This is a genomic window from Bacillus sp. Marseille-Q1617, assembly GCF_903645295.1.
Lineage (GTDB): Bacteria > Bacillota > Bacilli > Bacillales > Bacillaceae_B > Rossellomorea.
The window spans coordinates 2218327-2244260 of sequence record NZ_CAHJXM010000001.1 but is presented as its reverse complement, the minus strand read 5'-3'; the positions used below and the strand labels follow the sequence as shown (position 1 = coordinate 2244260).

General features: G+C 39.7%; 32 protein-coding genes and 2 pseudogenes. 29 read left to right on the top strand and 5 right to left on the bottom strand.

Annotated elements, in window-relative coordinates:
• Window positions 1-23: 23 nt before the first annotated feature.
• Both HWX64_RS11235 and HWX64_RS22200 read left to right on the top strand, forming a co-directional pair.
• Window positions 24-656, top strand: coding sequence for a type 1 glutamine amidotransferase family protein (locus tag HWX64_RS11235; protein WP_175989516.1), 633 nt, complete (start codon window positions 24-26; stop codon window positions 654-656).
• 545 nt (window positions 657-1201) lie between these two features.
• On the top strand, window positions 1202-1399 hold the full coding sequence (locus tag HWX64_RS22200) for a YczI family protein (RefSeq protein ID WP_175989515.1): 198 nt from the start codon (window positions 1202-1204) through the stop codon (window positions 1397-1399).
• A gap of 199 nt (window positions 1400-1598) precedes the next feature.
• Here the strand turns inward: HWX64_RS22200 and HWX64_RS11225 are convergent, their stop codons facing one another.
• Window positions 1599-3128: a BCCT family transporter gene (locus tag HWX64_RS11225; RefSeq protein ID WP_175989740.1), complete on the bottom strand. Its 1530-nt coding sequence runs from the start codon at window positions 3126-3128 to the stop codon at window positions 1599-1601.
• A 754-nt stretch (window positions 3129-3882) separates the two neighbouring features.
• On the opposite strand from HWX64_RS11225, the gene HWX64_RS11220 reads away from it, so the two are divergent.
• The 8 genes from HWX64_RS11220 to HWX64_RS11190 all read left to right on the top strand — a co-directional run bounded on the left by HWX64_RS11220 (window position 3883) and on the right by HWX64_RS11190 (window position 9503).
• Window positions 3883-4482 (top strand): GNAT family N-acetyltransferase, encoded by a 600-nt coding sequence (locus tag HWX64_RS11220; protein ID WP_175989514.1) that lies wholly within the window; start codon window positions 3883-3885, stop codon window positions 4480-4482.
• Between the two features lie 57 nt (window positions 4483-4539).
• Window positions 4540-4722, top strand: coding sequence for a hypothetical protein (locus HWX64_RS21790; RefSeq protein WP_217703493.1), 183 nt, complete (start codon window positions 4540-4542; stop codon window positions 4720-4722).
• Between the two features lie 5 nt (window positions 4723-4727).
• The gene (locus HWX64_RS21785; RefSeq protein ID WP_217703492.1) at window positions 4728-5027 is read left to right on the top strand and encodes a hypothetical protein; all 300 of its coding nucleotides are present in this window, start codon (window positions 4728-4730) and stop codon (window positions 5025-5027) included.
• A 357-nt stretch (window positions 5028-5384) separates the two neighbouring features.
• Complete coding sequence (locus HWX64_RS11210) at window positions 5385-5723, top strand: PadR family transcriptional regulator (RefSeq protein WP_175989513.1); 339 nt, start codon at window positions 5385-5387, stop codon at window positions 5721-5723.
• A 1-nt stretch (window position 5724) separates the two neighbouring features.
• The gene (locus HWX64_RS11205; protein WP_175989512.1) at window positions 5725-6069 is read left to right on the top strand and encodes a DUF1048 domain-containing protein; all 345 of its coding nucleotides are present in this window, start codon (window positions 5725-5727) and stop codon (window positions 6067-6069) included.
• Window positions 6070-6200: 131 nt separating this feature from the next.
• Window positions 6201-6974 carry an ABC transporter ATP-binding protein gene (locus tag HWX64_RS11200; RefSeq protein WP_175989511.1) on the top strand — a complete coding sequence of 258 codons (774 nt, stop codon included), beginning with the start codon at window positions 6201-6203 and terminating at the stop codon, window positions 6972-6974.
• The gene (locus HWX64_RS11195) at window positions 6964-7713 is read left to right on the top strand and encodes an ABC transporter permease (RefSeq protein WP_175989510.1); all 750 of its coding nucleotides are present in this window, start codon (window positions 6964-6966) and stop codon (window positions 7711-7713) included. The genes HWX64_RS11200 and HWX64_RS11195 overlap by 11 nt, the downstream gene beginning before the upstream one ends.
• Window positions 7714-8633: 920 nt before the next feature.
• Window positions 8634-9503, top strand: a complete 870-nt coding sequence (locus HWX64_RS11190; protein ID WP_175989509.1) for a GNAT family N-acetyltransferase — start codon at window positions 8634-8636, stop codon at window positions 9501-9503.
• Window positions 9504-9710: 207 nt separating this feature from the next.
• Here the strand turns inward: HWX64_RS11190 and HWX64_RS11185 are convergent, their stop codons facing one another.
• On the bottom strand, window positions 9711-9881 hold the full coding sequence (locus HWX64_RS11185; RefSeq protein ID WP_175989508.1) for a DUF4386 family protein: 171 nt from the start codon (window positions 9879-9881) through the stop codon (window positions 9711-9713).
• Between the two features lie 244 nt (window positions 9882-10125).
• On the opposite strand from HWX64_RS11185, the gene HWX64_RS11180 reads away from it, so the two are divergent.
• The 7 genes and pseudogenes from HWX64_RS11180 (at window position 10126) to HWX64_RS11150 (ending at window position 15019) form a co-directional block, all read left to right on the top strand.
• Window positions 10126-10872, top strand: a complete 747-nt coding sequence (locus HWX64_RS11180) for a GNAT family N-acetyltransferase (RefSeq protein ID WP_175989507.1) — start codon at window positions 10126-10128, stop codon at window positions 10870-10872.
• Between the two features lie 76 nt (window positions 10873-10948).
• Window positions 10949-11494 carry an HAD-IIIA family hydrolase gene (locus HWX64_RS11175; protein WP_175989506.1) on the top strand — a complete coding sequence of 182 codons (546 nt, stop codon included), beginning with the start codon at window positions 10949-10951 and terminating at the stop codon, window positions 11492-11494.
• Window positions 11495-11692: 198 nt separating this feature from the next.
• Window positions 11693-12010 (top strand): annotated as a pseudogene (locus HWX64_RS11170) (peptidase E); the annotation flags it as partial.
• A gap of 31 nt (window positions 12011-12041) precedes the next feature.
• Window positions 12042-12557, top strand: a pseudogene (locus tag HWX64_RS11165) (amidase family protein); the annotation flags it as partial.
• Window positions 12558-13506: 949 nt separating this feature from the next.
• Entirely contained in the window at window positions 13507-14043 is a 537-nt protein-coding gene (locus tag HWX64_RS11160) for an N-acetyltransferase (protein WP_254871098.1), read from the top strand.
• Window positions 14044-14065: 22 nt separating this feature from the next.
• Window positions 14066-14221 (top strand): hypothetical protein, encoded by a 156-nt coding sequence (locus HWX64_RS11155; RefSeq protein WP_175989504.1) that lies wholly within the window; start codon window positions 14066-14068, stop codon window positions 14219-14221.
• Window positions 14222-14248: 27 nt separating this feature from the next.
• Window positions 14249-15019 (top strand): phosphotransferase family protein, encoded by a 771-nt coding sequence (locus tag HWX64_RS11150; protein ID WP_175989503.1) that lies wholly within the window; start codon window positions 14249-14251, stop codon window positions 15017-15019.
• A gap of 102 nt (window positions 15020-15121) precedes the next feature.
• Here the strand turns inward: HWX64_RS11150 and HWX64_RS11145 are convergent, their stop codons facing one another.
• The 3 genes from HWX64_RS11145 to HWX64_RS11135 form a co-directional block, all read right to left on the bottom strand.
• On the bottom strand, window positions 15122-15439 hold the full coding sequence (locus HWX64_RS11145; protein WP_254871097.1) for a hypothetical protein: 318 nt from the start codon (window positions 15437-15439) through the stop codon (window positions 15122-15124).
• 273 nt (window positions 15440-15712) lie between these two features.
• Window positions 15713-16237 (bottom strand): HBL/NHE enterotoxin family protein, encoded by a 525-nt coding sequence (locus tag HWX64_RS11140; RefSeq protein WP_175989501.1) that lies wholly within the window; start codon window positions 16235-16237, stop codon window positions 15713-15715.
• A 166-nt stretch (window positions 16238-16403) separates the two neighbouring features.
• Window positions 16404-17039: a lysozyme inhibitor LprI family protein gene (locus tag HWX64_RS11135; protein ID WP_254871096.1), complete on the bottom strand. Its 636-nt coding sequence runs from the start codon at window positions 17037-17039 to the stop codon at window positions 16404-16406.
• Window positions 17040-17503: 464 nt separating this feature from the next.
• On the opposite strand from HWX64_RS11135, the gene HWX64_RS11130 reads away from it, so the two are divergent.
• The 12 genes from HWX64_RS11130 to HWX64_RS11080 all read left to right on the top strand — a co-directional run bounded on the left by HWX64_RS11130 (window position 17504) and on the right by HWX64_RS11080 (window position 25495).
• Window positions 17504-18067, top strand: coding sequence for a GNAT family N-acetyltransferase (locus tag HWX64_RS11130; protein WP_175989499.1), 564 nt, complete (start codon window positions 17504-17506; stop codon window positions 18065-18067).
• A gap of 174 nt (window positions 18068-18241) precedes the next feature.
• Window positions 18242-18580 carry a hypothetical protein gene (locus tag HWX64_RS11125; RefSeq protein ID WP_175989498.1) on the top strand — a complete coding sequence of 113 codons (339 nt, stop codon included), beginning with the start codon at window positions 18242-18244 and terminating at the stop codon, window positions 18578-18580.
• Window positions 18581-18745: 165 nt separating this feature from the next.
• Window positions 18746-19594, top strand: a complete 849-nt coding sequence (locus HWX64_RS11120) for an alpha/beta fold hydrolase (RefSeq protein WP_175989497.1) — start codon at window positions 18746-18748, stop codon at window positions 19592-19594.
• A gap of 111 nt (window positions 19595-19705) precedes the next feature.
• On the top strand, window positions 19706-19990 hold the full coding sequence (locus tag HWX64_RS11115; protein ID WP_175989496.1) for a hypothetical protein: 285 nt from the start codon (window positions 19706-19708) through the stop codon (window positions 19988-19990).
• A gap of 255 nt (window positions 19991-20245) precedes the next feature.
• A complete protein-coding gene (locus HWX64_RS21935; protein WP_368495584.1) occupies window positions 20246-20416 on the top strand; it encodes a DUF5694 domain-containing protein in 171 nt (56 codons plus the stop codon).
• A 208-nt stretch (window positions 20417-20624) separates the two neighbouring features.
• Window positions 20625-21194 (top strand): hypothetical protein, encoded by a 570-nt coding sequence (locus HWX64_RS11110; protein ID WP_175989495.1) that lies wholly within the window; start codon window positions 20625-20627, stop codon window positions 21192-21194.
• A gap of 156 nt (window positions 21195-21350) precedes the next feature.
• Window positions 21351-22220, top strand: a complete 870-nt coding sequence (locus tag HWX64_RS11105) for an AraC family transcriptional regulator (RefSeq protein ID WP_175989494.1) — start codon at window positions 21351-21353, stop codon at window positions 22218-22220.
• Window positions 22221-22404: 184 nt separating this feature from the next.
• Window positions 22405-22845 (top strand): NUDIX hydrolase, encoded by a 441-nt coding sequence (locus HWX64_RS11100; protein WP_175989738.1) that lies wholly within the window; start codon window positions 22405-22407, stop codon window positions 22843-22845.
• A gap of 699 nt (window positions 22846-23544) precedes the next feature.
• Window positions 23545-24141 carry a DUF1062 domain-containing protein gene (locus HWX64_RS11095; RefSeq protein WP_175989493.1) on the top strand — a complete coding sequence of 199 codons (597 nt, stop codon included), beginning with the start codon at window positions 23545-23547 and terminating at the stop codon, window positions 24139-24141.
• A 278-nt stretch (window positions 24142-24419) separates the two neighbouring features.
• Complete coding sequence (locus HWX64_RS11090; RefSeq protein ID WP_175989492.1) at window positions 24420-24707, top strand: hypothetical protein; 288 nt, start codon at window positions 24420-24422, stop codon at window positions 24705-24707.
• A gap of 123 nt (window positions 24708-24830) precedes the next feature.
• Window positions 24831-25103 carry a hypothetical protein gene (locus HWX64_RS11085; protein ID WP_175989491.1) on the top strand — a complete coding sequence of 91 codons (273 nt, stop codon included), beginning with the start codon at window positions 24831-24833 and terminating at the stop codon, window positions 25101-25103.
• Between the two features lie 143 nt (window positions 25104-25246).
• Complete coding sequence (locus tag HWX64_RS11080; protein ID WP_175989490.1) at window positions 25247-25495, top strand: hypothetical protein; 249 nt, start codon at window positions 25247-25249, stop codon at window positions 25493-25495.
• The last annotated feature ends 439 nt before the right edge of the window (window positions 25496-25934 follow it).

Here is a 25934-nt window from a genome sequence, read left to right as displayed (position 1 = left end):
AATTGTGATTGGAGTGTTATCGGATGCAAACAAAAAAAGCTTTTCTATATGTATTTAATACAATGTCGGACTGGGAATATGGATATTTAATTGCTGAACTAAACTCAGGAAGATATTTTAAAAAAGATTTAGCGCCTATAAAAGTAATGACAGTAGGAGCTACTAAAGAAATGATTACTACTATGGGAGGACTGGGCATTAAACCAGATATTTCCCTTGATGAATGCACTTTTGAGAGTAAAGATCTTTTAATCTTACCAGGATGGACTACTTGGAGTGAAGAAATTCATCAACCGATCTTGGAAAGAATTGGCCAGGCTTTAAAAATTGGCACGATTGTTGCTGCAATCTGTGGTGCAGTTGATGCCCTCGCGAATATGGGATACTTAGATACTAGAAAGCATACAAGTAATAACTTAGAATATACTAAAATGGTATGTCCCAACTATAAAGGAGAAACGTTCTATGAGTCAGGAGCTGCGGTATCCCATGCGAATTTAGTTACTGCATCGGGAATAGCTCCTCTGGAATTTGCAATGGAGGTACTGAAAAAAATAGATGTATTTACACCAGATGCATTACATTCATGGTATAACCTAAATAAGACTCATAAACCCCAATACTTCTTCCAATTAATGAATTCAATAAATAAATGAAGTAACTGAAAAGCTCAATTTCTCTATTTAGATTTGTAGAGAAGTTGGGCTTTTTAATTTGGAATTTCCTTATCGTTGTAACTCCGCATTTTCCTGACGCTACCCCATAATAAGGTAAGCTCTTTTATTATGAATATTTTTCTTGAGTATACCGGTCGGATTTGAAATAATTGGTATTAAGTTAAATGGCAGGTTAGTAGAATATTCTCGTTAGTGACTTAGGAGAATATAGATGAAAGATATTATAAAGAAACACCTATTATTAAAATATAGTTTTTTTGTTACTTTCGGCTTTTTATGCCTTTCATTAGGATACATTCTAGGAAAGTGGATTATTGCATTTTAATTATAGATTTTGGTTCAGATAATAAATGCAGAATCCTGGAGGGGATTAAAGGTGGAGCAACATAAACCTAAAATAATGGTGTTAGGTACCTTTCGATTCTCTAGCTTCGGAAGCACAAGAACCAAACATCACTTGAGAGGAAGATTGTTTGATTAACATCGAAATTCTTTATTGGGATCGTAACATTTTTGTTGTCTGAATGATTTTACTTACAAGAAATATTGAGTTACTTCCTTTTACTAATCTAGGGCTGGGGATATTCACCTTTATAATCGGTATAGAAGAATACCAAAAAGGAAGAAAAGGTAATGGGAGTTGGGTAATCGGAGGTTCAATTTTTATATTGTTTGTCTCGATATTTACCTCACGTATTTATACACCTAGGAGAGAAGGGTAAACAGGACATTTATAGTAATGGAATGAGATATCAAAAAAACTTCTGTACATTGGGTGTTATCTTAATGAACTGTGCTACAGTGTCGTATAGAAAAACCTTCAATCTGAAGTGGTTTTTGCTGAAAGTTGGTATTAAGGTGAAGTGCAACATTCCTTGATAACACAAAAGACCTGCCCCTTTTCCGGGACAGGCCATTTCCTTAGCCTACCTTTTGATTTGTTTTATCCTTTTTATCCGTTTTCCATTGATTCATTTGGACGTCATATTCTTTCCCAAGCTGCTTGACCAAACCATAACACATGACCAGTACGACGAATGTAAGCGGAAGTGCACTAACGATGATCGCTGTCTGCAGTCCGGCCAGGCCGCCGGAGGCCATCAGAACAAGTGTGGCTGCGACCAGGATCAATCCCCATACCACTTTCACACCGTTAGGAGGATTCAATTTCCCGCCTGTTGTGAGCATTCCAAGTACAAAGGTTGCGGAGTCTGCTGATGTGACGAAGAAAGTGGTGATAAGTGCCACAGTCAACACCGATAGAACCGCGCCGAGCGGAAGGTTTTGATAAACAAAGAATAGAGCCGTTTCCAGACTTTGTCCTGAAACATCCAAGCCCTTCACCATCTCGAGGTTGATTGCTGTTCCGCCGAATACTGTGAACCATAAGGCACAGACAAGCGAGGGCACAAGTAAGACCGCGACCGTGAACTCACGGATGGTACGTCCTTTGGACACACGTGCAATAAACATCCCCACAAACGGAGTCCAGGAAATCCACCAAGCCCAATAAAACACAGTCCAGCCTTGGGTCCAAGCTGCTTCATCTGCATTGAAAGGAGACAAGCGCAAGCCCATTTGAACGACATTTTGCAAATAACTTCCCATGGTGGTGGTAAACATATTCATCAAGAATAACGTTGGCCCAAGTATGAGCATGGCAATAAATAATATGACAGCTAACGACATATTGATATTACTTAATAACTTGATCCCTTTCGAAATGCCTGTAGTTGCTGAAACAATGAAAAGTACTGTGATGATCATCATGATCATGAACTGGACGAAAAAGTTGTTTGGAATTCCAATCAGATATTCCAGTCCAGCATTGATCTGTTGAGATCCCAATCCTAATGATGCCGCAACGCCGAATAATGTCGCAAACACGGCGACAACATCAATTGTCTTACCGATTGGGCCTTTCACCTTTTCACCAATTACAGGATGAAGAGTTGCACTCATCAATCCGGGAGCTCCCCTGTTAAACTTCTGATAGGCCAGTGCCAATGCGACGATGGCATAAATCGCCCAGGCATGCAGTCCCCAATGAAGCCAGGTATATCGCATTCCCATAATTCCCGATTGTGCCGTCCCGCCTTCTCCTGCAGGTGGCGAGGAAAAATGAGAGATTGGTTCAGAGACACCGTAAAATAACAAACCGATTCCCATTCCGGCCGAAAATAACATCGCGAACCAGGTTGGTCTGCTGAATTCCGGTTTTGAATCTTGTTTTCCTAATTTGATTTTTCCATACTTACTGAAGATCATAAATGCGGCAAATATGAGGAAAAAGGTGGCGACCAGCTGATAAAACCAGCCGAATTTCTCAAGTACGAATCCTTTTGCTACTTCCATTGCAGATCCCAATTGATCGGGTATCAACACCCCTATCAGGACGAAAACCACTGCAATTCCTACCGAGATCCTAAAAACGGACCTGTCCATGTGCATCAATCCTTTACAACTTTAATATGTGATTCTATGTACCTAGTACAACTATGTACAAATATTCATTAAACCACAAATTGAATAATTAGAAAAATAGCTGTGGCTTTCATATTTCGTCAAATTTCGCGGTTTTCCAGATAGAGATGAGCTCATCCTTGTTAGCTATACAATTACGAGGATATAGTGGTGAATGCTCCCTCATTCTCCAGATGGGAGTAGATTGGGAATGGTTAACGCTCTACTTTTTTCGTTTTCTATGCAAAATTAAACCACAGCATAGCTCGATCCTCCGTATAAAAGCAACTTTAAACAATTTCTCAGTTACTTGATTTCCTCCATCATGAAAAATACATTCCTTTTTCAGCATTTACGTTCCACTTTTGAAAATTACGTGCATCATTTTAAAAATACATTCCACTTTTCTCGTTTATCAACCAACTTGTCGAAAAATCTTTGAGGCCAGGATGGGAGTAAGTGCCGGGCACTTTTTTGGAAGGCAGGCTGAGAACGTTCCGAGGTCTCCAATCGGAACAGGGTTTTGCATGAAATAGAGGGAATACATTACTAAAAATGGAATATCTTTTGTATGGGTGTTCGCCTTCGGGCCCAGCCAGTTTGGATATACCTGAAAATAGGCTGTAATTGTGACGTATATCCGTTAAGGAAACAAGGCTGTTCGTTTGTGAATGCAAATAAAAGGTATACCTATCGTGCCCGTTAACGGCATGATTCTTTTAAATAAAGGAGGAATAGCACAATGAAAGTTTCACCTTTCCAATCGTATCTTGTTCTCGAAGGGGAGAGGATCAAACTTACCCCGATGAAGCTTGATCATGCTCCTGAATTGTTCCGCATCAATCATCCTGACATATGGAAGTATATGTTTTCAGAGATAACTACGTTGCAAGAAATGGAAAAACTGGTTTCGGAAGCGGTTAAACTTCGGGATCAACGCTTGGCCCTGACTTTTGTGGTGAGGTTGAAAGAAACAGATGAGATCGTCGGGACAACACGTCTATATGAAATAAATGAAAGACAGAAGTCCTGTGAATTGGGATCGACGTGGTATGGAAAAGACTTTCAACGAACATTTGTGAATACTGAAACCAAATATGCCGTATTAAAATATTGCTTCGAGGAACTGGGGATGATCAGGGTTCAATTGAAGACGGATGAGCGAAATGTACGTTCCCAGAAGGCAATTGAGAGATTGGGTGCAGTGAAGGAAGGGATCATGAGGAAAGAAAGGATCCTTGCCAGCGGCTATGTCAGGAATGCGGTGCTGTATTCCATCACAAATGATGAATGGGCGGGGGTTAAGAAAGGATTGATGAATAAGATGGGCCGGTACACGTGAGTTGAGTACATTGATACTCATACCAAACCACTCTTATCCATAAAAGGGGGTCCATTAATGGGAACGAAGAATTATTTGATCGAAGGCGTTTCCTGTACCGGTAAAACCTCGGTCTGCAGCGAATGCAGCGGCGCGGTTACCACTCCATTCATGGTGACCGTGAATTGGCATATCAGGGAGATCCGGAAACGGGTACGCGGACGGATACCGCTGCTCACGAGAATCACATTTGGGATGTAGAGAAAGTGAAGTCTATAGTCGCCAACCAGGATCATGAGGTAAACTTTTTCTGCGGGGGGTCCAGGAACTGGTCGACATTCATCCATCTATTTGACGGTGTGTTTGTGCTCGAAGTTGATGTGGCCACATTAAACAGGCGGCTTGATGGTCGCCCCCAAGATGAATTTGGCGGAAAGAAAAAGGATCGGGAACTCGTTTTACGATTGCATCAAACGAAAGAAGATATTCCTAAAGAGGGAATCATCATCGACGCTGCTGCTCCAATCGAACAGGTTGTTGATGAGATCGTTCAGCAATGCAAATAATCTTAGGGGCAGTATGTGGACGGTTCCCATTCAACTTTATAAGAAACAAACTGCACCACCAACCATCTTCACTGATAGTGTAGAGAACCGTATCCCGCAATAAATAGGGTTAGATTTGTTTCAGGTTAACCCTAATTCACAAAAAGAAAGCAGGAGAACCGAACCGTGCCTATACTTTTAAAAAATATCGGAAATGTGTTAGTACTCCTGATTAAACACATCTTTATTCATTCAGCAAAAGCTGAAAACCTGATGATCGATCTTCATCTTTTATAAATGGTATTGACAAAACCAGCTACTTTGTCATACTATATACCGGTAGTAAGTAATACAAAGTACAGTGCGGGGGGTGAATGTTTGGAAAACTTTACAGAGATGCTGAAAGGGGTGCTTGAAGGCTGTGTGCTTGAGATCATCAGCCGTGGTGAAACGTATGGTTATGAAATCACGCAGCAGCTGAGGGAACTCGGATTCACGGATGTGGTGGAAGGGACGGTGTACACCATTACCATGCGCCTTGAGAAGAATAACCTGGTGAATATTGAAAAGAAGAAATCCACTGTTGGGCCGCCGAGGAAATTTTACACCCTTAATGAAGCGGGTCTTGAGAAGCTGAAGATCTTTTGGGGGAAATGGGAATTCATTTCAAGTAAGTTAAACGAACTTAAAACAAAAGAAATCGTGAGGAGAGGATAAGATGAAATTTATTGAAAAAATCACGGGAAGTATGGCTGACAAGCGTGAATGGCGAGCGATGGAGACGCGGGCGAAAACCCTGCCAAGTAAGTATCTCAATGCTTACAAAGCGATTCAAAAATATATGTGGACCGCCGGGGGTCTTACTGACTGGAAGGACATGAGCCGTATATTTAATGGGATCCTCGATCTTTTTGAAGAAGGGGCAGCGGAAGGCAAGGAAGTAACCGACCTCACGGGTGAGGACGTAGCCGCTTTCTGTGATGAACTAGTGAAAGACTCGGAAACATGGAATGACAAGCACCGGGCAAAATTGAATGATACGATCGGCCGTGGGAAAAAGTGAACAGGTCATACCGACTGAATAGCAGGTGATGAATGATGGACCGGCACTATTCAGTTTTTTTTACCTCGGTAGTAAGTGTTACAGATTACCAGTGTCACTGAGTAGTGTCTGATTAAAAAGGAGGAAAGACTATGAGTAAAGCAGTTATTTCAGTAAAAGGACTAAGGAAATCCTTCAAAGACAAGGAAGTTTTAAGGGGTGTGGATTTTGAGGTGCAGCGGGGAGAGATATTTGCCTTGCTTGGTTCGAATGGGGCAGGAAAGACAACGATCGTCAATATCCTTTCTACGCTATTGAAGTCGGATCGGGGCGAAGCCGGTGTTTGCAGCTTTGATGTTCACAGTGAACCTGATCAAGTTCGCAGGAGTATCAGTCTTACAGGACAGTTTGCCGCTATAGACGGCAACCAAACCGGACGGGAAAATCTGATCATGATCGCAAGGTTGAGAGGAGTTTCTAATCCTTCCGGAGTGGCTGATGATCTGATGAAAAGATTCAGTCTGACCGAAGCTGCAAACAGACGGGCGGAAAAGTATTCCGGAGGGATGAAGCGCCGTCTTGATATTGCCATGAGCTTAATAGGCAATCCTTCAGTTATCTTTCTCGATGAACCGACGACAGGGCTTGACCCCGAAGCCCGGATGGAAGTATGGCATACCGTACAGGAGCTTGCCGGTGGGGGCACGACGATATTACTGACCACCCAGTACCTGGAGGAAGCGGAACAGCTGGCGGATCGAATTGCCATTCTGCATGGGGGGAAAATCATCACAACCGGTACAATGGCTGAACTGAAGGAGAAATTTCCGCCTGCGAAAGTGGAGTACATCGAGAAGCAGCCTACGTTAGAGGAAATCTTTCTGGAAATCATAGGAAAAAAAGGGGTGAATGAAAATGAACAGTAACACAAGAGTATTATTCGGCAGATTAATGCGCACGATCTTGCACAGTCCCGACACCATCATCACCGTTGCGGTGACTCCGATTATGATGCTGCTGTTGTTTGTGTATGTATTTGGCGGTGCAATCGAGACAGGTACTGACAGCTATGTGAATTATTTATTGCCCGGCATTCTGCTGATTACAATTGCATCAGGTGTGGCTTATACGTCTCTTCGGCTTTTTACGGATATGAAGAGCGGGCTGATGGCGCGTTTCATGACAATGCCGATCAAACGCTCGTCGGTTCTGTGGGCTCATGTATTAACTTCCCTGGTGTCCAACGCACTTGCTGTTGCGGTGGTGATTCTTGCAGCAGTTTTAATGGGCTTTCGTTCTGGTGCAGACATTTTGGAATGGCTGGCCGTAGTCGGGGTGCTTTTACTATTTACTATATCCCTGACATGGCTTGCGGTTATACCGGGATTGACGGCAGACTCCATGGAAGGGGCCACGGCCTACTCGTACCCGCTGATTTTTCTGCCATTCATCAGTTCGGCTTTTGTCCCTACGGAAACGATGCCGGCGGTTGTAAGGGTGTTCGCTGAAAACCAGCCCGTAACCTCGATTGTGAATTCGATTCGTGCCCTATTGTATCAAGGTTCTGTCGGCAGCGATATCTGGACCTCGCTTGCGTGGTGTATCGGCATTATGGTCATCGCCTATTTTATTGCCAATACCGTGTTTAAACGGAAGCTGGGGTGATGCCTGGACTTCTATGTATTCATTCAGGGATTTTTAACGAGAACGATGGCCGAAGTCCCTCTCTGATTAATACAGTATGATAAAGTGTGTATAAATTCCGGGGCATACTATTTTTAGGAATTATTTTAAGGCATTGCGGTATTGAAAATGGATGCCATCAGATATACAAATCAAGTTGAGGTAGTAAATAATGAAAGAAATTCCTAAGGAAGCCGAAGAAAGAAGAATTGAAAAAACAGCCTCAAACAGGTAAAAATGAGAAAGCCATTAAACCGTTTTAACCCTTCAGCCTTTTTTGGAAAGAAGCAGGTGTAATCCGGGATATCCTTGTCATTTATATAAGTCTAAAAAGAAGCGCAGGCCCGGCTCTCGCGCTTTTTTTTTTGTTCAACGGAGGGATTCGCGCTTTATTAGAAAAATGAACTTCTCCTTTAAAATATCAGTTCTGGAGCTCGATACGCCTTAAGAGTTAACATTAGAACGTCCTAAGACACCCTGCACTTTTTGAAACGCTTGATGGGAACCTCCCCAGTTGAACTCCCATTTACAGTCAAACGGCTGCCATAAAATCTGTTCAAGGGGAAGATCTCTCTTGCTTAAGAAGTAGTGATTTGAAATAATTGGTATTAAGATGTCAATTGCCTTCCAGTATGTACCCCAGCCAGACATTCTATGGCAAGAGTCTGTTCATGTGCTTGGTATTTATGATTTAGAACTTGATCCATCCTACTTAAGTCCTGAAGAATGTGCAGCTGCATCCGTAAACCTTATGCTAATGCATTCAAACGAAATGCGGATAAGGGTAGCGGGGATACCTGCATTCCATACGCATGGGCACGATTCTAATCAAAAAGGAAGTACGAGAACCGTCACTGTCCTTCTGAAATTTTTTATAAGGAAATGATAGAGGAGAAAATTTTATGATTAACAGCAATAAATCAAAGTTAAAATTAATCCAGTTTGATAAAACGGACGTCCCTGGTTTAATTCATCTGTCTAAATCAGTCGGGTGGGATTATGATGTATATGAAATTGGTACAGTATTGTCGTCAGGTAAAATATTTGGTCATATCGATGCTGAAGGGAAAATCGTTTCCAGCGCTGCCATCATACCGTATGAAACCAGTTATGCCTCAATTGGAATGGTCATCGTCAACAAAAAATATAGAGGGATGGGATTAGGAAAAGAGGCAACTCAACAGTGTATCGATTCTCTTTCAAATGATGTTTCTATCATGCTTATTGCAACTGAAGAGGGGAAGCCTCTCTATGAAAAAATGGGTTTTAGAACCGTTGATCATGTACACAAATATATCTGTAACTCCTATCCAACCTCTAATCGTGTAGCGAATAAAGCTGTTACTATAAAAAACTATAATCAGAACGACTTACATAAAATCATTCAGTTGGATGAAGCAGCTTTTGGAGATAAGAGAAGCAGTTTTATTCGTCACAGGATAAATCAATCCAGGCAGTGTTTAGCAGTGAAAGATCAAAAGGGGAACATGATTGGCTTTGGTATTTCCATATCTGGCCCCACCAATTTACTGTTAGGACCAATTGTTGCACCAGATTTTCAAACAGCAGCATTGATTCTTGATAAGCTGGCAAATGGATATCAGGGTAAAGTAAGAATAGATATACCATCAGGAAATAAAGCATTCATGGAGTTCGTTGAGCAAAGCGGTTTTGTAGAAGTAAATAATCCACCGGTCATGATGTTACATTCAACTACTATGCCGGAAAGAAACAATGAATTATTTGGCATTGCTGCTCAGATATTTGGGTGAATGGATAGTTTTTAGGCTGCGCCCATTGATCGTAACGTCAGCAAAGAGGCAGCCGAGCTTTTAGAAGAGTATGAGTTTAAGCTGCACGATGAAAACGTGACGGTTCTCAAGGTTCTTGATGAATGCGCTGAGGTTGAAGGCGGATTTTGGATTTCGAGGTCTGACCCACTTCGATAACACTTTAGTGTGCCGGGGGACAGACCCCAATCACGATTGAGATGAGTGGATGTTTTCTAATGTAGTTGCCGCGTCTCCATCAATGACCAATGAACGGTGAACATACCCCTGAGCAAAAAACGCAGCGCATGTCATCACAAGTAATGCAACACCAGCAAAGATCGCTGCTTTCTGCTGCATGTTTTGACCCGTCGCACCCATACGAAAAACCTCCTCTAATTTGGCTTCATTAAGATTGTAACGGGTCTCAGGAAGACTCTCATTGACTTAAATCAAGAAACGCGGACTTTTTAAATTTTGACAGTAAGGGAACGGTTCCCGTTCTACTTTTAAAGAATTGAACTGCACTACTGAACTTCTTCACTTTCGTTGTGGAGAACCGTATCCAGTAAAAATAGGATGAGAACCATCCCCTGCTAACCTTAAAAAGAAGGAGGTGGAATGCATGGATCGAAAACAGTCACACAACGTTTCTGACTTAATGGCAAAAATTAAACTTGTAAAAGGGGAAAACTTTGTCACGATCGAACATACAAAAAACCTGACGGATCCAGAACTAATGGAACTTATACCGTATTTGATGAAACAGCCATTTATACAAACCAGTAGAAATGTAAATATCCTTGTTAATCGTAAATTCAGCAAAGAGGCAGTCTCTCTTTTAGAAGAATATGAGTTTAAGTTGCATGATGAGAACGTCACGGTTCGCAAGGTGCTTGATGAATCAGCTGAGATGGAAGACGGTTTTGTATTAAAAGATTTATATGAACTTCCTTTAGCAGAGTTTAAAAGGGTTTGGGAAGCTTCTATGAAAGGATCATTAAATGCACCATCCTCGCTGAATATGGATGAACAAATGCGAAGTGTAGAGGTGGAATTAGGCCCGAAATATAAGAAATCTTGTATGATTGCATATGAAAATGTAGCTCCAATCGGGGTCATCATGCCCCATATGGAACCGGGGACTTCAGAAGAAGGAAGGCTCTTTTATTTTGGGATCATTCCAAGCGAAAGAGGAAAGGGGAAAAGCAAACTTCTCCACAGGCAAGCACTGGAAATTTTAAAAAGGGACTTTAAAGCTTCATATTACATTGGAAGTACTGGTCACAACAACCTACCGATGCTTAAGACATTCGAACGTAACGGATGTGCGGTTGTTGAATGGAATAAGGTTTTTAAAAGGAAAGCATAAAGTATCTGGGATGGGGAGGGAAATTCTTCAATTAACGCCAAGGGTATAAAAAATCGAAAAGACAGGGGGAGTGATCGTGAACCAAATAGAAGCAGTTTTTTTAGATAGAGATGGAACAATTGGTGGTGACGATACCGTTCATTATCCGGAGGAATTTGAACTTTTTCCTTATGCAGCGGAGGAAATCAACAGATTAAAAAGGGACAATATTAAACTATTTACTTTTACCAATCAACCTGGAATATCAAGGGGACTGGCGAAAGAGGAAGACTTTCTAAACGAGTTAAGGGAGTTTGGTTTTGATGATATCTATCTTTGTCCACACAGCCATAATGAGGGATGCGCGTGCAGAAAACCGAATACAGGCATGTTAGAAGAGGCCCAGCGGACCCATGACTTAACCCTCGAAAACTGTGTTGTAATCGGGGACCGCTGGAGTGATATGGCTGCGGCTGCAAAAGCAGGATGCATGAAGATTTTGGTTAGAACAGGGGCGGGAGAATCATCACTTACTGCACACAGTGAAAAATTAAAAGGCATTAAAATCGATTATATCGCGAATGACTTGAAGGATGCTGTAAGTTGGTTATATGAAAATTTTATACAAAGTGACAGAGCATAACTCTTATTCTATTAAGTGTGAGATAGCTTATAGAGTCTTGAAGCGAGAGGACGTAATCGGAAAGTGGTGCCGTTGATCCAAGAAGGATTAACGGCTTTTTTGTGGAATAACTTATTGTACCTAATAGGAAAATCAAAGTAGCTGCCATAGTGATATGAATAGGATGACCATACTACACAAGGATAGGGAGTTGAAGTCATGAAATTATTGCTCACCTCTGCTGGCGTCAATAACAAAAGCATACATGACGCGCTGGTTGACATGCTGGATAAGCCGATTGCCGAATCCACCGCGCTGTGTATCCCCACCGCCATGTACGGGCACCCATGGGTCGGACCTGGCGTCAGAGCTTGGGAGTTTATCAGCGGCAAATCCGAGAATCCCATGGTTGAACTAGGCTGGAAGTCCGTCGGCGTGCTGGAACTCACGGCGCTGCCAAGTATTGACGATGAACGATGGATGCCGCTGGTTAGGGAGACGGACGTCCTGCTGGTCTCGGGCGGCGACGCGTTGTATCATTACACTAGGTGAATGGGGAAAGAAAATAATGCAGTTACAATTCAATGAAATTCTCATCGATGAATTGACGATTAAAGAAATTCAAGTAGCATTTGAGGCTGAAGTCATCACCTCAAAAGAACTCGTTATGTATTATCTGGACAGAATAGCTAGTTACGATCAAAGCGGGCCGAAATTGAATTCGATTCTGGAGATCAATCCGGAAGCTATTTTTATTGCAGAGGGTTTAGATCATGAAAGGAAGACGATGGGAGTCAGAGGTCCGCTTCATGGTATTCCTGTTTTGCTTAAAGACAATATCGAAACCAATGATCACATGCATACAAGTGCTGGCACCTTGGCTTTAGAAAATCATCTGAGTGCAAAAGATGCCTTTTTAGTGGAGAAACTGCGTGAAGCAGGAGCGGTCATTCTTGGTAAAACCAATATGACCGAACTGGCGAATGGAATGTCTACATCGATGTGGGCAGGTTACAGCTCAAGAGGCGGTCAGACGTTAAATCCTTATGGTTCTGGTGACTTTTTTTTCGGTGATTCCAGTTCTCTTGCTTCGATGAAAAGGAGCGGTCTCTGGCATAGAGTATTTTCAGAGTAGAGCGGGGACGGTTCCTGCTCTACTATTCTGTTGAGCCCCATCCCGGTTTAGCCAGATTTTTACTGATAAATGGAAATTTTATGATAAACTAACGAGGTGGATTTGAAAAAATGGTTCCGGGATTTACTAGGCAGTATTTTGTACTTTTAACAGGGGGGATTCGGTGGTAACTCTCAAAAAGAATAAAGAAAATAAAACAACCAATTCTATTTTACTTGCATTATTTTTGATCTATTTTCTAAAGAATACAATTGACCTATTTGTTGTGGATCTCATGCCAGAATTAGCAGATAACATCTTTTGGATATTCACTTCACTGCTATTTATCATCCTTTTTTTTATAAATAAAAGGTATATCTACTCTGCTCTTTTGTTAGGGATTTTAGTAGTGGGTTTAGTTACTTTTTAGTCCTTTAAAATTCCCGGAAGCTTGAGGAAAGCGTGGTATTTTCTCCTTTTTAAGTGGAAAATGAACCAGATATACAAATATGCTTCACTGCACAGCTCGTTCCGGCGTGAAAAGAAGCTAAGGACCGTGCTCAGTAATCTACATTTTAAAATACGTTCCACTTTCCGCATTTACGTGCCACTTTTGAAAAATACGTTCCACTTTCCACATTTACGTGCAACATTTAAAAAATACATTCCACTTTTCCAGTTTATCAACCAACTTGTCGAAAAATCTTGGAGAAAATCAGACCAAGCGCTCTTTGAAAAGTAGGGTGAGAACCGTCCCGGAACAACTGGAAAATGGGCGCTGGGATGCAGGGTCCGGTGTATGCGGTTGAGGATGAAACAGCCATCGAGGTGATTTCTGAATGGGAATTGGAAACTCGAGTTGATATTATCTTTTCGGCTAAAAGAATTGGGGACGGTTCATTTGGCAGGTAGCACCTGAATGATCCCCATGATTCCATTAATTAAGCAGTTTATAGGAGTGTTAAATAAATTTATGAATGAATTGTTATTTAAGGAAATGACAAACACTGAGTTTAAACGATATTTTGCAGATAAAATCCAAAGGTACTCACTGGTTCTAACCCAAAACAGCTTCGAGGTGAATGAAGATGTAAATGAAAAAGCAAGGAACCAGCTTCGTAACTTGTTACCTGAAGGTATACATACTAATGGTCACTATTTATTTAACATAAAGCATGATAAACAAACGATTGGGTACTTATGGATCAAGGAAGACAAGGAAAAGAAAAGTGTATTTCTTTATGAAATATTTATATTTAACGAGTATAGAAATAAGGGATATGGTACAAGGGCAATGAAAAAAATTGAATTGTGGATGAAGCAGCATGACCTATTATATTTGAAGCTCCATGTCTTTGGGAACAACAGAGAAGCACGTAAGCTGTACGAAAATATTGGGTTTGAAATTGCTGGAGTTAACATGTTTAAGAAAGTGAACGGAAGTAATGAATGTTGATTTACGGAAATGAGAGGGTTCTATGAAAGCGATAGTTGATGAAATGAAGAACATATTTCTAGACTTATTTGCAATGGGGAAAGGGTTTATCTATGGTTTTGTGATGGTTGCACTGCTCATTCTGGTTGGCGGGGCTTTGTTATATGGTATTTTGTACCTTCGTACTATTTTTATATAGAAACGTAGAAAAATGGGAGATGTAGTTATGAATCATAGTTTACAAGGGAAGATTGAGGAAATAATAGGTTCCATACATAAGACCAGCGTACTGGAGGAACAAGGCTGGACCTCGGAAGTGCGGAGGATTTTTACATCGGATCGTTCCTATTTACTTAAAAGTTCCTATAAGGAAAAATATCGAACATGGTTGAAGGAAGAGGCTCAGGTTTTAAAAAGACTGAGTGGAAATACAGTCATATCAGTTTCTGAATACTATGGCTTTATAGAGGAAAAGGATGGTGACCATCTGATCATGTCATTTGAGGATGGGATGTCCTTGACGGCAGCTTTATCCAAAGCCGCGTCGGAAATCGAGAAGAGATCGTTGATTAGGAGCTTTGGACATTATCTTCATGAATTTCATGAAAAAGAACCGGTGGATATTTTTAAAAGTGAGGGTGATTGGTTACAAGACCAGCTTGTTAAAGCACAATACTATGCTGAAAATAGCCAGTGTGACGGAAGTTTGTCTTTATTAGAGAATCTGAAAGCTAACAGACCGTCCCCCGTAAAACAAAAAATGATACATGGTGACTGCACCACTGACAATGTATTTGTGGTGGATGGAGAGGTTCGGATGTTTATTGATGTTGCCGGTATGACAGTGGGGGATCCCCGATATGATGAGTCCCTGGCAATAAGGAAGTTTATGAATAACCCTGAATATATAACGGCTTTTTATGAGGGATATACTCGATATAGGGTGACAAAGGAAGAATTTCAATATTTTGATGAGGGATTGTATGAGTTTTTCTAGAAAGGCGGTAATGGTTAAATAAGAACAACTCAAATAAGCTCCCGGTACCAGGAGGGCAGGCGCCGTTTTTATGCAAAGGTTTGAGGGGGGACATACTTCTCCCTAAAATCGATAAATATTCGTAATCTGCGTAATCGGCACGCCGGCCATCGGCAGAAGCTGCTGCAGTTCATCCGAGATGACACTGATGTAATCGGCACCTTCGCGGAATCCGTATCGTTCTTTTATAGTGATGTCGAAGTTGCATTTGACCTGCACTGCGATATCGCCTTCCCGGTCGAACGGGGGTGAGACGGATTGGACGTCGAATGTATGGCCGTTTTTGCTGAAAGAATTGATGGTTTTGATTGCTTTCGGTTTATAGTTTTTGACGGCCTTGGGTGTATAGGAAAAGGTCACCCAGCCGGTTGCGTTAATCATGAAGAACACCTCGGATTTCTGTAAAAGGTATTCTAGAAGTATAGCAAAAGTGTTGGGCCGTGAATAGGGATGGAATCAGAAAGGGAGTGGGGAGAGGTTTCTTGATCTGTCCCCGTGAAAGGTATTCCTGCTTCGGAAGCAGGAGAACCTTCCCCAATGCTTCCTGATTTAATGATAAGAATTACTATAGCGAAGAAATCTAGTGAGGATCATGATGAGGGGGATAGAAGAGATTCCAGGTTAATCGTTCATGGTGTTCGTCTAGAGGTACGATTAACCTTCAGATCGATTTTCAAGGGTGAAGACCCGCTTATCGATATCTGTGATTCTTGTGTTAAGATAACGAAAGTCCGTTTCTGAACGCTGCGTGCCTACTTTTAACATTGCAATGACATCTTCTGTTTGTGAGGCTTCAATTCGATTGACTGTTGCTTTAATGTCTCTTACATCCGTTTTTAACTCCATCATGTCGGCTTGTACGTCCGTTCTAAACTCCATCATGTCCGCTTGTACACTAGTTCTTAAATCTTTCATATCCGCTTGTACGTCCGTTCTAAACTCCATCATGTCTGCTTGTACATTAGTTCTTAAATCTTTCATATCCGCTTGTACGTCCGTTCTAAACTCCATCATGTCAGCTTGTATATTAGTTCTTAAATCTTTCATATCCGCTTGTACGTCTGTTCTAAACTCCATCATGTCTGCTTGTACATTAGTTCTTAACTCTTTCATGTTACTGTCAAGCTCTTTTATGTTACGCTGAATATCGTTTAACATGTTCACGATTTGCTTTTCCATTTTACTCACCTCCTTATTACCATTATAGTGGAGAGGAAATGATGATACTAGCCTGAGATTTAGTATATGGAAAAGTTATAAGGGCAGGCGCCATGATCCAGGATGAGGGGCGGTTCTTATGCATGTGAAGCCCCAAAACCACCTCCTCACTTCAAAAAATCCCCTTTTAATCCCTCATATAATCCTCCACCAATTCATAACACCTGTCCTTCGTGGACTCATACAAAGAAATGTACCAGGCCACATTTTCAAACGTTCCGCCTTCATACTTCAGCCGTTCTTTCTCTGCTTTTTCTTCCTTTTCTTTGATCCATTCCACTTGTTCGGTCTTTAATCCAGCCAAGACATCGGGAGAGAGTTCTTCTTTTAATAAAGCATAGATTGCATTCAAGGCTTCGTCATATTTTTCGTATGCGACCCCGTAGTAGTTTTTCATCGCGTTGGTGACGCCTTTATCGGAATCCTTCTTATATGGAAGGGCATCGAGTTCTTTTTGGATGTTTTCCAGTTTTTCTGAGTATGCTTGCTTTCCTTTTGCTTTTGTGACCGTATCATCCTGCTCTGAACTTTCCGTGCTGCTGTTTTCAGAGGCAGACTCCTTCGACTGATCCTTCTCATTTTCATCTGATGACGTTGTGCTCTCTGCAGATGAGTCATCCGATTCTGATGACTCATCTGTGCTTGCTGAGATCGCATCGGATTCAGGCTGTTCCGCAGCATCCTCCTCAGAGGGTTGACTACAGGCGGACATTCCCATGATCAACATAGCGGAAATGGCCGATACTATTACTCTTTTATTCATTGTCATAGCTCCAATCTTAGTTAAAAATGCACGCATGGATTATTTTAACATATCCAAATATATCCTTCTAATGGAAATGGAAAGTGAGGTGGAACCACCGTTTGGGAAACAGCCAGTTCTTAGGGGGCTATCAATATTTTTTTGAAGTGGCGGTAGAGACCTTTCATTAAAACTGACGCTTCAAAACTGCTTATTCATAATAAGGAGTGATTAAGAACCTGTTGGCATTTGCAACAGATTTTTTTCTTTATTAAGTGGCCAATTTCTGTAATAAGCAGGTAACTAATTGGTTCACCTTTATATTTCTGGTAACGGACAATTAAATAAATGTACCTTGATCTCTTGGAGGATTAATGTACTTTTTTGTTGAATTACATTAACAGAAATTAAATACGGGGGTTAATGATAAAAAGGGGTAAACGTTTTTTAGATCTTAATTTTACGTTTTAGAGAGGGGAAATGATATGGAGCCTATTCTAATTGATGTTCCATTGCAAGTAGAAACAGATAGACTCATTCTTCGAGGACCACAACAAGCTGGTGACGGGGATGTAGTACACCAGGCAATTAAGGATTCAATTGATGAGCTAAGGGAATGGCTGCTTTTATTCCAGGCAATTCCCACTGTTGAAGAAACAGAAATTCTCCTGAGAGAAGCCCATATAAATTTTTTGAAAAGAGAAAGCTTTCGCTATCTTATCTTCCATAAGGATACGAATGATTTTATTGGAACGGCCAGCCTTCACAGAATTAATTGGAAGATTTCCAAATGTGAAATTGGATACTGGATTAACTCGCCGTTTAGTGGCAATGGATATATGACTGAAGCAGTAAGTGAGTTAACCAACCTTGGCTTTCAGAAACTCAAATTTAGAAGAATTGAAATAAGATGCGAATCAACAAACTTAAAAAGTCGTTCGATTCCAGAAAAACTAGGTTTTGAATTAGAAGGAACCTTAAGGAATGACGAATTATCCGCAGATGGCAGCAAGCTGACTGACACTTGTATTTATTCAATAATAAAGTAAACGATGTGAAAGAGGATTTCAAATAAATAACCCATAATGATTTTATCACGATTTTATTTAAGAATAGAGGATAACTATAGAAAAGATAGTTGACCTCAAGCTAGAGCTCGCATTCAATTATCGAGTGGTTAACGGAATAACTCGATAGTTAGTTTGAAAGGAGCATTTCTGAGAATGAAACCTTTTTTACTTTTAGCGATGGTATGTCTTCTGGGGATATTAACCGGTTGTAATTTATTCAAAAATGAACAATTGCCGATAGAGATGATTGCATTTAATAGTTTAACGAGAGAAGAGGAAGATAAAATTCCAGTATCACCTAAGGATTCTGTTGTTGATAAAGTGACTGTGAGTGAACAACTTGGTAAACAATTAGGTGATAAATTCACTGGTAGAACCATATATACAGTAACATTTAATAATACCGAAGACGCGTCGAACGGTAGACTGATTGTTTATATTAATAAAGATAAAGAAACAGTTATTGGCAAGGGTTATGAGAAGAGAGAGTAAAAGTTGTTTCTTCAACAAACGGGGGCAATAAATGAAGATTAGCTAATTGATCCGACTATTTTCCTTCATCAATTTTAGGCATTAAGTGAAAATAGAAATAGAAATTATAAAGAAGAGAATATCTCCTACCTATGGTGATAAAAATTGCGGAGAGAAGGGTTTATATTGGCATATTGTAAGGTTGACCAAGCAGAAATATTCTATGAAGATCTAGGGGAAGGTACACCTATTATAATGATACATGGTTATTCACCAGACCATCGTTTAATGAGTGGATGTATGGAACCTGTGTTTAAAAAAAGAGATGGATATAGGCGTATATACATTGACCTTCCAGGGATGGGGTTAACAAAAAACTATAACGAAATTAGTAGTTCTGATGAAATTCTGAATACTGTAACAGATTTTATTCAAGCTATAATTCCCGAACAAGAATACATAATAGCTGGAGAATCATATGGGGGCTATATAGCTAGAGGCATTATTCAAAAACAAAAAAAACAAATACTTGGTGCAGCTTTCATTTGCCCAGTCATTAAACCATTTGCAAAAGATAGAATCGTTGAACAACACAGAATAGTAAAAATAGATGAAGAATTTATTAAAAAACTGAGAAAAGACGAATTAGAAGACTTTAAGAGTAATAATGTCGTTCTCGATGAATACACCTGGTTAAGATACAACGAGGAAATCTTAAGTGGCATGAATATCAGAGATGAACGTTTTTTAGATAGGGTCAACAAAAAATATGGATTTTCATTTGAAATTGACCAATCTGATTTTAATAGGCCTAGTATATTCTTATTAGGAAGACAAGACTCTATTGTTGGATATAAAGATGCTCTTACATTACTAAATAAGTATCCGCAAGGATCTTTTGCCGTATTAGATAAAGCCGGTCATAATTTACAGATTGAACAACCACAATTATTTAATTCAATAGTAAATGAATGGCTAGATAGAATTGAAGAGACTCCTAAACATTTAAATAACATTAAGTATGTGAAGAAATAGCTTAAGTTAATAGGGGGCACCTGCCCCAGCTATTTCAACATCCTATTAAAGGGCAGGTTAACGGAATACTATGTAAATGTTGACCTATGGGAAAAAGAGGGAGTGAGTTAAATGGATAACGTGATAAAAAGGTTTTTACAATCAGAAATAATGTATCAGGATTTATATGATGAAATAATGAACTTTATCTCAAACGTACATATAAGAAGTGGCGAGTTTGAAGGTAACGAGTTTATTATAAAAAAAATGGACCAAGACAACTTTATTATCTTTCCTGAATATACATTTACTGGTGAAAGCCAAAGAGATATTCCATATAGTACATCTATTTATAGAAAAAACCTAATAAAAGAAATTAACGATTATGCCCAAGTACAAGGTATAAAAATGAAATAGCATCTTTCGCTAACGGGGGCTTATCGAATCAGGATGAGCTTCCTTTTTGTTTGAAATTTCCCTTGAGTAAACGGCTGTATTTTGAAATAATTGGTATTAAGTTGAAGGGCAGGTTAATGGAAGAACAAGGGATGGCAGGTTTACATACAGAAGTCACAAAGTAGAAGTTGATGATCTATTAAACAATAGAAGACAAAGAGAAATAAGGGAAGTTGTAGAAAAAGTAAAAAGGTTCAATCCCACCAAACTAGTAAAATTAATTGCGTAGTCATTGATTGGCTCAGGAGGTGGTACCAAAGAAATTTAATCATACCCTCCAACTTGGCAAAAATAATAAGCTCCCCTTCAGACAGAACCGTGTTCATTATAGGTGCTGACCACGTCCATTTAGTTTCCCCGATATTTAAGAGAGAGTGGAATGTTTGATGTCGAAACCGCAACAAATTACCTTTGATATTCAATAAACGGGAGCATATCTTAGGCTTCTTTTTGGGAAGCACGGGGATGGTTCTCTTGCTACAGCAGCCCATGAACCGTCCCCATGCTTCCTAGGGAAAAGTAGATTGAGAACCTTTCCCGATTAATAAAAATAAGTTTAAGAGAGTTTTAGTGAAGATGGAAAGGGAGTACTGAAGTGAGAAGAGTAGTATTGATTTTAGTATCTATTGGGATGGCCGTGTTCATGTTTTTGTTGAGTAATTATCGGTTCACGCCTGAAAGTGCAGCCCTGAGCAACCCTTCCCTGACAGATGACTTTGAATATGTGGATCAAAATGGAATCGGGGAGGCCAAGGTTCTGTTATTCAAAAGTGACGTGAAAGAAGAGTACAGGACAGTATTAGCCGAAAAGTCAGGCTTGCTTTATAGAAGTAATTATTCTACATATACTCCCTATACCTCAGCCCCCCTCCAGCTTGTTGGAGGCATGAGCGTTACCACGGAAGAAAACGCCCTTACTTATTTGAGTGTCATTTCTAATAATGAAAATGTGGCTTATATCGAAGCGGGGGTGGAGCCCCAAGTCGAACGCAGAAAAGTGAGTAAAGGTGAGCGTGTTACTTTTTTGTTTCCGTTTAGTGAGCAAATAGACAAACTTAATGCCACGGCCTTTGATGAAAATGGAAAAAAGTTCTACTACTTTGGCTATCCGAAGGGTACCAATATGTTCAGACAAGAGGATTTCAGGTGGCATAAGTATGAGTGAGGTATGACGGAGTAAAGTACGGAACACGGGGATGGTTCTTTTGTTACTGTAGCAAAAGAATCATCCCGCTGCTTCCCGAACCTGCCACAACAAAGCACAAATTGACAGGATACGTTTTTAAAAGGTTGCTATGATGACTATAAGGAGTGGAAGGCCATGGCATGGGTAGAGTCGATACAAAAGGCAATTGAGTACATGGAACAAAATATGATGGAGGATATCACGTTAGACAGTATTGCTAAACAAGCCAATGTGTCCCCTTTTCACTTCCAGCGGACGTTTGCCGTTTTGACAGAAATGACGGTTGGTGACTATTTAAGAAGGCGGCGATTAACATTGGCCGGAGAAGAATTGCTGACAACAGAGGCGAAGATTATTGACCTTGCCTATAAATATGGCTATGACACTCCCGAGGCGTTTTCGAAGGCTTTCCGCAGACAGCACGGGGTTTCTCCAAGTGAGGCGCGAAAGTATAAGAGGAAACTGCAATCCTATAACCGCCTGATCATTCAGGTCACTTTGAAAGGGGCAGAACCAATGAAGTATAGTGTAGTCGAGAAGAATGCGTTTCAAATCGTCGGGATTAAGCGGGAATTTGCTTGTGTGGCAGAGGAAGAAAACGTAGTGGGCATTCCGGAACTTTGGGCAGAGGTCAATCAAAATGGAACATGCGATAGGCTGTTTCAATTGAATGACGGGGTAGTAAAAGGAGTATTAGGTGTTTGTGGAGGAGTCAGTGAAGAGCAAAAAAAAGCGAATGTGTTTGATTATTGGGTGGCAACCTCGTACGCCGGGAAGGTTCCAGAGGGGATGCTCAGCTTAGAAATCCCTTCTTCCAAGTGGGCGGTGTTTGAAGTGAATGGACCAATGCCTGCTGCAATGCAAAATGCGTGGAAACGAATTTTCTCCGAATGGTTCCCTTCCACTGGGTATGAGCATGCGGGTACACCAGAATTTGAATTATATACGGATGAAGATCCAAATAGTCCGGATTTATACTCAGAGATATGGATTCCGATTAAATAAGTTCTTCATGTGTATACGATCTTAAGCAAACCGGCGCTTTCTGAAGTATGGAAAGCGTCTTTCTTCATGACAGGGGCCATTTAAAGAATAAGAAGATTGCTCATAATTATGATATTTGAAATAATTGGTAGTGTGTTAAAGAGAAGAAATTGTTGATGAATAAACTAAAGAACGGATGTGAATGATGAAGCGAGTAGATGTCACATATGTGCTGCTATTTGATGAACTGGGCGAGAATGTATTAATGGTAAAAAATCAAGGGAAAAAAGGTTCTTACTATACACTTCCTGGAGGGGCAGTAGAGCCTGGGGAAACGCTTGAAGAAGCTGCCATTAGAGAAGCGAAGGAAGAGACGGGTTTAGATGTTGAAATTGGAGATGTTTTTTCTGTATGTGAGGCGTTTGTTGAGGAAAGAGGACACCACGCTGTTTTCTTTACTTTCAGAGGGAAGATCACCGGTGGAGAGATTACGATATCTATGCCTGAAGAAATAGAAGAGGTTACCTGGATGAATGTTCAAGACGCAGAAGAGTACATTCATATAACAGGCAATACAAAAGGACTGATCAAACGCAGCGAGTCAGCACCATATTTACTTAGAAAAAGAAGTGATATTACTACCTGAGTAAGAAAGAGTAACTCTAGTTTTTCTTCTACTATCGGGCAGCAGTTGAATAATCCAAAACTTTTTCTCCATTTTTATATGAGGAAGTGAATTAAATTGAGACTGTTTGTTTGCGTTTTTTTTATTCTAATAGGTTCTGTCCTGATTGGACTAACTATTGATGATATCAGCACTTTAGGTAACATTATTATGAAGATAATAGGAGTCGGTACTATTCTATTCGGGGTATTCTACGCCAGGAAAGGATACTACCCCACCAGTGATTACGCAACTTTCCCTGAAGATAATAAGTAGTAAGGTGAAATTTATAAGCTAACAGGGGCTTTAATGAAATAAAAAAGCGCCTTCGAAAGAGGAGAGTAACCAACAGTATTACTCCTGAATGATAATGAAAACAATGGAAATTATTGATAAAACAATGGTATACTAAGAACACAGGAGAAATTTGGAAGGTGGGATTGGTTTTGCCAACATACTTGTAATGGTTAAGCAACTAAATAGTACATTTCTTTTTTTTGAACATCATTGTTCAACGAGGGGAGAAGTGTGCCTATTTTTAACCATTACAGGGAACGCAGGATAATTCAGTTGTTTTCATTCCGGCGGGATACCTATGTGGTATTCCGTTTTTTTAATGGGAAAATCTTTCTCCATTCAACTTTTTTTGCGTTCCTCTTAATAAATAGGAGGAACTGGTTTATGAGTTTAAATAATTCATTTGTGTATGAGATCATTGCTCAGGAAACACCTTATATAAAACGAAATTGTAGTAAATGTAAAACGAACACAGAATTTTATTGTAGTGAGAAATTCAGGGTAAATGCGAATCAAAAAATAGTTGATATTTGGCTTATTTATAACTGTACACATTGTGAGGGAACTTGGAATTACCCCATTTTATCAAGAGTAAATATCAATAGCATTGACTCAATGCTCATTCAAAAGTTTATGAATAATGATAAAGAGACCATTTGGTACTATGCTTTTCAAATCAACAAATTAAGAAAACTTTGTAATGATGTAAATACAGATATACGGTACGAGTTAAGAAAAGAAAAGCTCGATTCACGATCTAACGAGGTTACGATTAGACTGTGCTGTAAATATCATTTTGGTCTTAGAATAGATAAACTTTTAGCGGAGATTTTTGGCATTTCAAGGTCAAAAGTAAATAAACTGTCTCAGAATGGCACGATTTTACTAAATCCTAACATGAAGATAAAGAGCAATGTTATAGATGATTTGAACATTACAGTCAAAGGTGAGTGGTACAAAGTTGATGCTTTGACATCATAATCTATTAACATTGCTAAGTATATTCTCTAAGGGGGAGACACTAGCTGAGGGTCGGGCGGGCGGGCGATCTTCAGCTGTACCCTAATTTCATTATTTGGCAGGAACGTTGCTATTGCAAATATTATGACATTTTAGAGCTTCGACCCTTAGTGGGTTGAGGCTCTTTCTTCTTGTAACTGGCCAGTTAATGAAATAAGTGGTTGTGCAATTAAATCTAGTTTGAAATAATTAGGTAAAATGTAAATATAATGAATATGCTGGATTAAGGGGGATTATTTATGCTCATTCTATTGGCATTTTTCATTTTTGCAGGTGGTTGGTTTGTATTTGTAAGAAACAAAAACAACAGGAAACACAATTGGATTCTCTGCTTGATCATGCTTGTCATCCCCGTGTTATTTCATATTGTTGGTCTTACGTACGCAAGCTATCTTCACGATCAAGGTCAAGCATTTGGATCAGCATTTTTAGCATTTTTATTGCTCATTAATAGCCTGGTTATGGTAGTAGTCTCTATCTTAATATCGATAAAAAAAAATAAAAGTGCTACAAATATCACAAACTGAGATTATAACAATTGTAAGCTCTTCTGGATTAGTGGAGTAATCTTCGTTGTTCTGCATAGTGGTGAGTTTCAGTGGAGAATAGCCGCCCTTTTTCAAGTAAAGACCCAAAAAGGAGGGGTTCTTGTGAGCTTTAAAATATATAAAATCATTCACCTTATTTTAACGGGAATTATTACGATCACCATCTCACTTTTTATTGCGAGTGGAGGATTAGGTGAGAATTTTACAGGAAATGCATTTGTTTATCCGCAATTTCTACTAGTAATAGCAGTCTGGCTAATTGGTGCCGTGCTTTTATTTAACAAAAAGAGGATTAAATATGGTTTGATTATAAGTGCTTTGCCACCTTTGTTTTTCGTTGGAAGTCTTCTGAATGCGATTTTCTTTTTCAACTAACGGGGGCAATAGCTTAAGATCGGGCTGCTGGTATTCAGCATTTACTTATTCCATTATTGGGCAGCATTAATTGAATAATACAAAACTTTGCTGTATGGGTTATCGTCTATTTATTATCAAATTCAAATTGAAGGGGTGAAGGAATGAAAAAAAGTTTGACTTCAATTATTGGTGGGGTAATCATTGGCTTAATCATCTCCTTCTTTACACTTGAGTATGATGGATGGAAATTTGTACAGCACAATAGCGATGGAGAGGTTTATCAAGTATTGAATGAGATTGACGTAAATCATATAACCAATTCATTTCTTATTATTGTTGGATCGGGAGTTGCTATCTATATATCATTGACGCTATTTGAGAAATTTCTAGGGAACAATCAAAAAACATAGAACGAGATGATTATATAAAGAAATCTTTCATTATAGGGGGGCTTTAACGGGACAAGAAGATAATATAGACATTAAAACCCAGAGTCATTAGCTCTGGGTTTTCTTCGATTAGGATTCTTGGGTAGACGATACAAAAGAGATCTAGCACGGGAGAGTATGATTGAATATTGACATAATGCAATTATTTTTCCACTTTTCTTAGGAAATGCTTCATAGTTGAGGTATGCCACAACTAATTCGTCTTTAAAAAAGAAAATACTAAGCATCGTCGAATGATGTCTATGCAAAAACTTAGTATCATACTACGAAAATAGTATTTGTCCAAAGCAGGAGAGCTGTTATCTCGGTAGAATGGACAAACTGTCTATATGTCTTGGGAGGGAATATAAATGGGATCCCATTTATCTATATATTAGGAAAGGAAACACCTATCAATTGT

What these genes read in the sequence shown, in the direction of transcription:
- HWX64_RS11235 (WP_175989516.1), top strand. Translation starts at nt 24, where the DNA reads ATGCAAACAAAAAAAGCTTTTCTATATGTATTTAATACAATGTCGGAC.
- HWX64_RS22200 (WP_175989515.1), top strand. Translation starts at nt 1,202, where the DNA reads ATGATTTTACTTACAAGAAATATTGAGTTACTTCCTTTTACTAATCTA.
- HWX64_RS11225 (WP_175989740.1), bottom strand. Translation starts at nt 3,128, where the DNA reads ATGCACATGGACAGGTCCGTTTTTAGGATCTCGGTAGGAATTGCAGTG.
- HWX64_RS11220 (WP_175989514.1), top strand. Translation starts at nt 3,883, where the DNA reads ATGAAAGTTTCACCTTTCCAATCGTATCTTGTTCTCGAAGGGGAGAGG.
- HWX64_RS21790 (WP_217703493.1), top strand. Translation starts at nt 4,540, where the DNA reads ATGGGAACGAAGAATTATTTGATCGAAGGCGTTTCCTGTACCGGTAAA.
- HWX64_RS11205 (WP_175989512.1), top strand. Translation starts at nt 5,725, where the DNA reads ATGAAATTTATTGAAAAAATCACGGGAAGTATGGCTGACAAGCGTGAA.
- HWX64_RS11200 (WP_175989511.1), top strand. Translation starts at nt 6,201, where the DNA reads ATGAGTAAAGCAGTTATTTCAGTAAAAGGACTAAGGAAATCCTTCAAA.
- HWX64_RS11195 (WP_175989510.1), top strand. Translation starts at nt 6,964, where the DNA reads ATGAACAGTAACACAAGAGTATTATTCGGCAGATTAATGCGCACGATC.
- HWX64_RS11190 (WP_175989509.1), top strand. Translation starts at nt 8,634, where the DNA reads ATGATTAACAGCAATAAATCAAAGTTAAAATTAATCCAGTTTGATAAA.
- HWX64_RS11185 (WP_175989508.1), bottom strand. Translation starts at nt 9,881, where the DNA reads ATGGGTGCGACGGGTCAAAACATGCAGCAGAAAGCAGCGATCTTTGCT.
- HWX64_RS11180 (WP_175989507.1), top strand. Translation starts at nt 10,126, where the DNA reads ATGGATCGAAAACAGTCACACAACGTTTCTGACTTAATGGCAAAAATT.
- HWX64_RS11160 (WP_254871098.1), top strand. Translation starts at nt 13,507, where the DNA reads ATGATCCCCATGATTCCATTAATTAAGCAGTTTATAGGAGTGTTAAAT.
- HWX64_RS11155 (WP_175989504.1), top strand. Translation starts at nt 14,066, where the DNA reads ATGAAAGCGATAGTTGATGAAATGAAGAACATATTTCTAGACTTATTT.
- HWX64_RS11150 (WP_175989503.1), top strand. Translation starts at nt 14,249, where the DNA reads ATGAATCATAGTTTACAAGGGAAGATTGAGGAAATAATAGGTTCCATA.
- HWX64_RS11145 (WP_254871097.1), bottom strand. Translation starts at nt 15,439, where the DNA reads ATGATTAACGCAACCGGCTGGGTGACCTTTTCCTATACACCCAAGGCC.
- HWX64_RS11140 (WP_175989501.1), bottom strand. Translation starts at nt 16,237, where the DNA reads ATGGAAAAGCAAATCGTGAACATGTTAAACGATATTCAGCGTAACATA.
- HWX64_RS11135 (WP_254871096.1), bottom strand. Translation starts at nt 17,039, where the DNA reads ATGAATAAAAGAGTAATAGTATCGGCCATTTCCGCTATGTTGATCATG.
- HWX64_RS11130 (WP_175989499.1), top strand. Translation starts at nt 17,504, where the DNA reads ATGGAGCCTATTCTAATTGATGTTCCATTGCAAGTAGAAACAGATAGA.
- HWX64_RS11125 (WP_175989498.1), top strand. Translation starts at nt 18,242, where the DNA reads ATGAAACCTTTTTTACTTTTAGCGATGGTATGTCTTCTGGGGATATTA.
- HWX64_RS11115 (WP_175989496.1), top strand. Translation starts at nt 19,706, where the DNA reads ATGGATAACGTGATAAAAAGGTTTTTACAATCAGAAATAATGTATCAG.
- HWX64_RS11105 (WP_175989494.1), top strand. Translation starts at nt 21,351, where the DNA reads ATGGCATGGGTAGAGTCGATACAAAAGGCAATTGAGTACATGGAACAA.
- HWX64_RS11100 (WP_175989738.1), top strand. Translation starts at nt 22,405, where the DNA reads ATGAAGCGAGTAGATGTCACATATGTGCTGCTATTTGATGAACTGGGC.
- HWX64_RS11095 (WP_175989493.1), top strand. Translation starts at nt 23,545, where the DNA reads ATGAGTTTAAATAATTCATTTGTGTATGAGATCATTGCTCAGGAAACA.
- HWX64_RS11090 (WP_175989492.1), top strand. Translation starts at nt 24,420, where the DNA reads ATGCTCATTCTATTGGCATTTTTCATTTTTGCAGGTGGTTGGTTTGTA.
- HWX64_RS11080 (WP_175989490.1), top strand. Translation starts at nt 25,247, where the DNA reads ATGAAAAAAAGTTTGACTTCAATTATTGGTGGGGTAATCATTGGCTTA.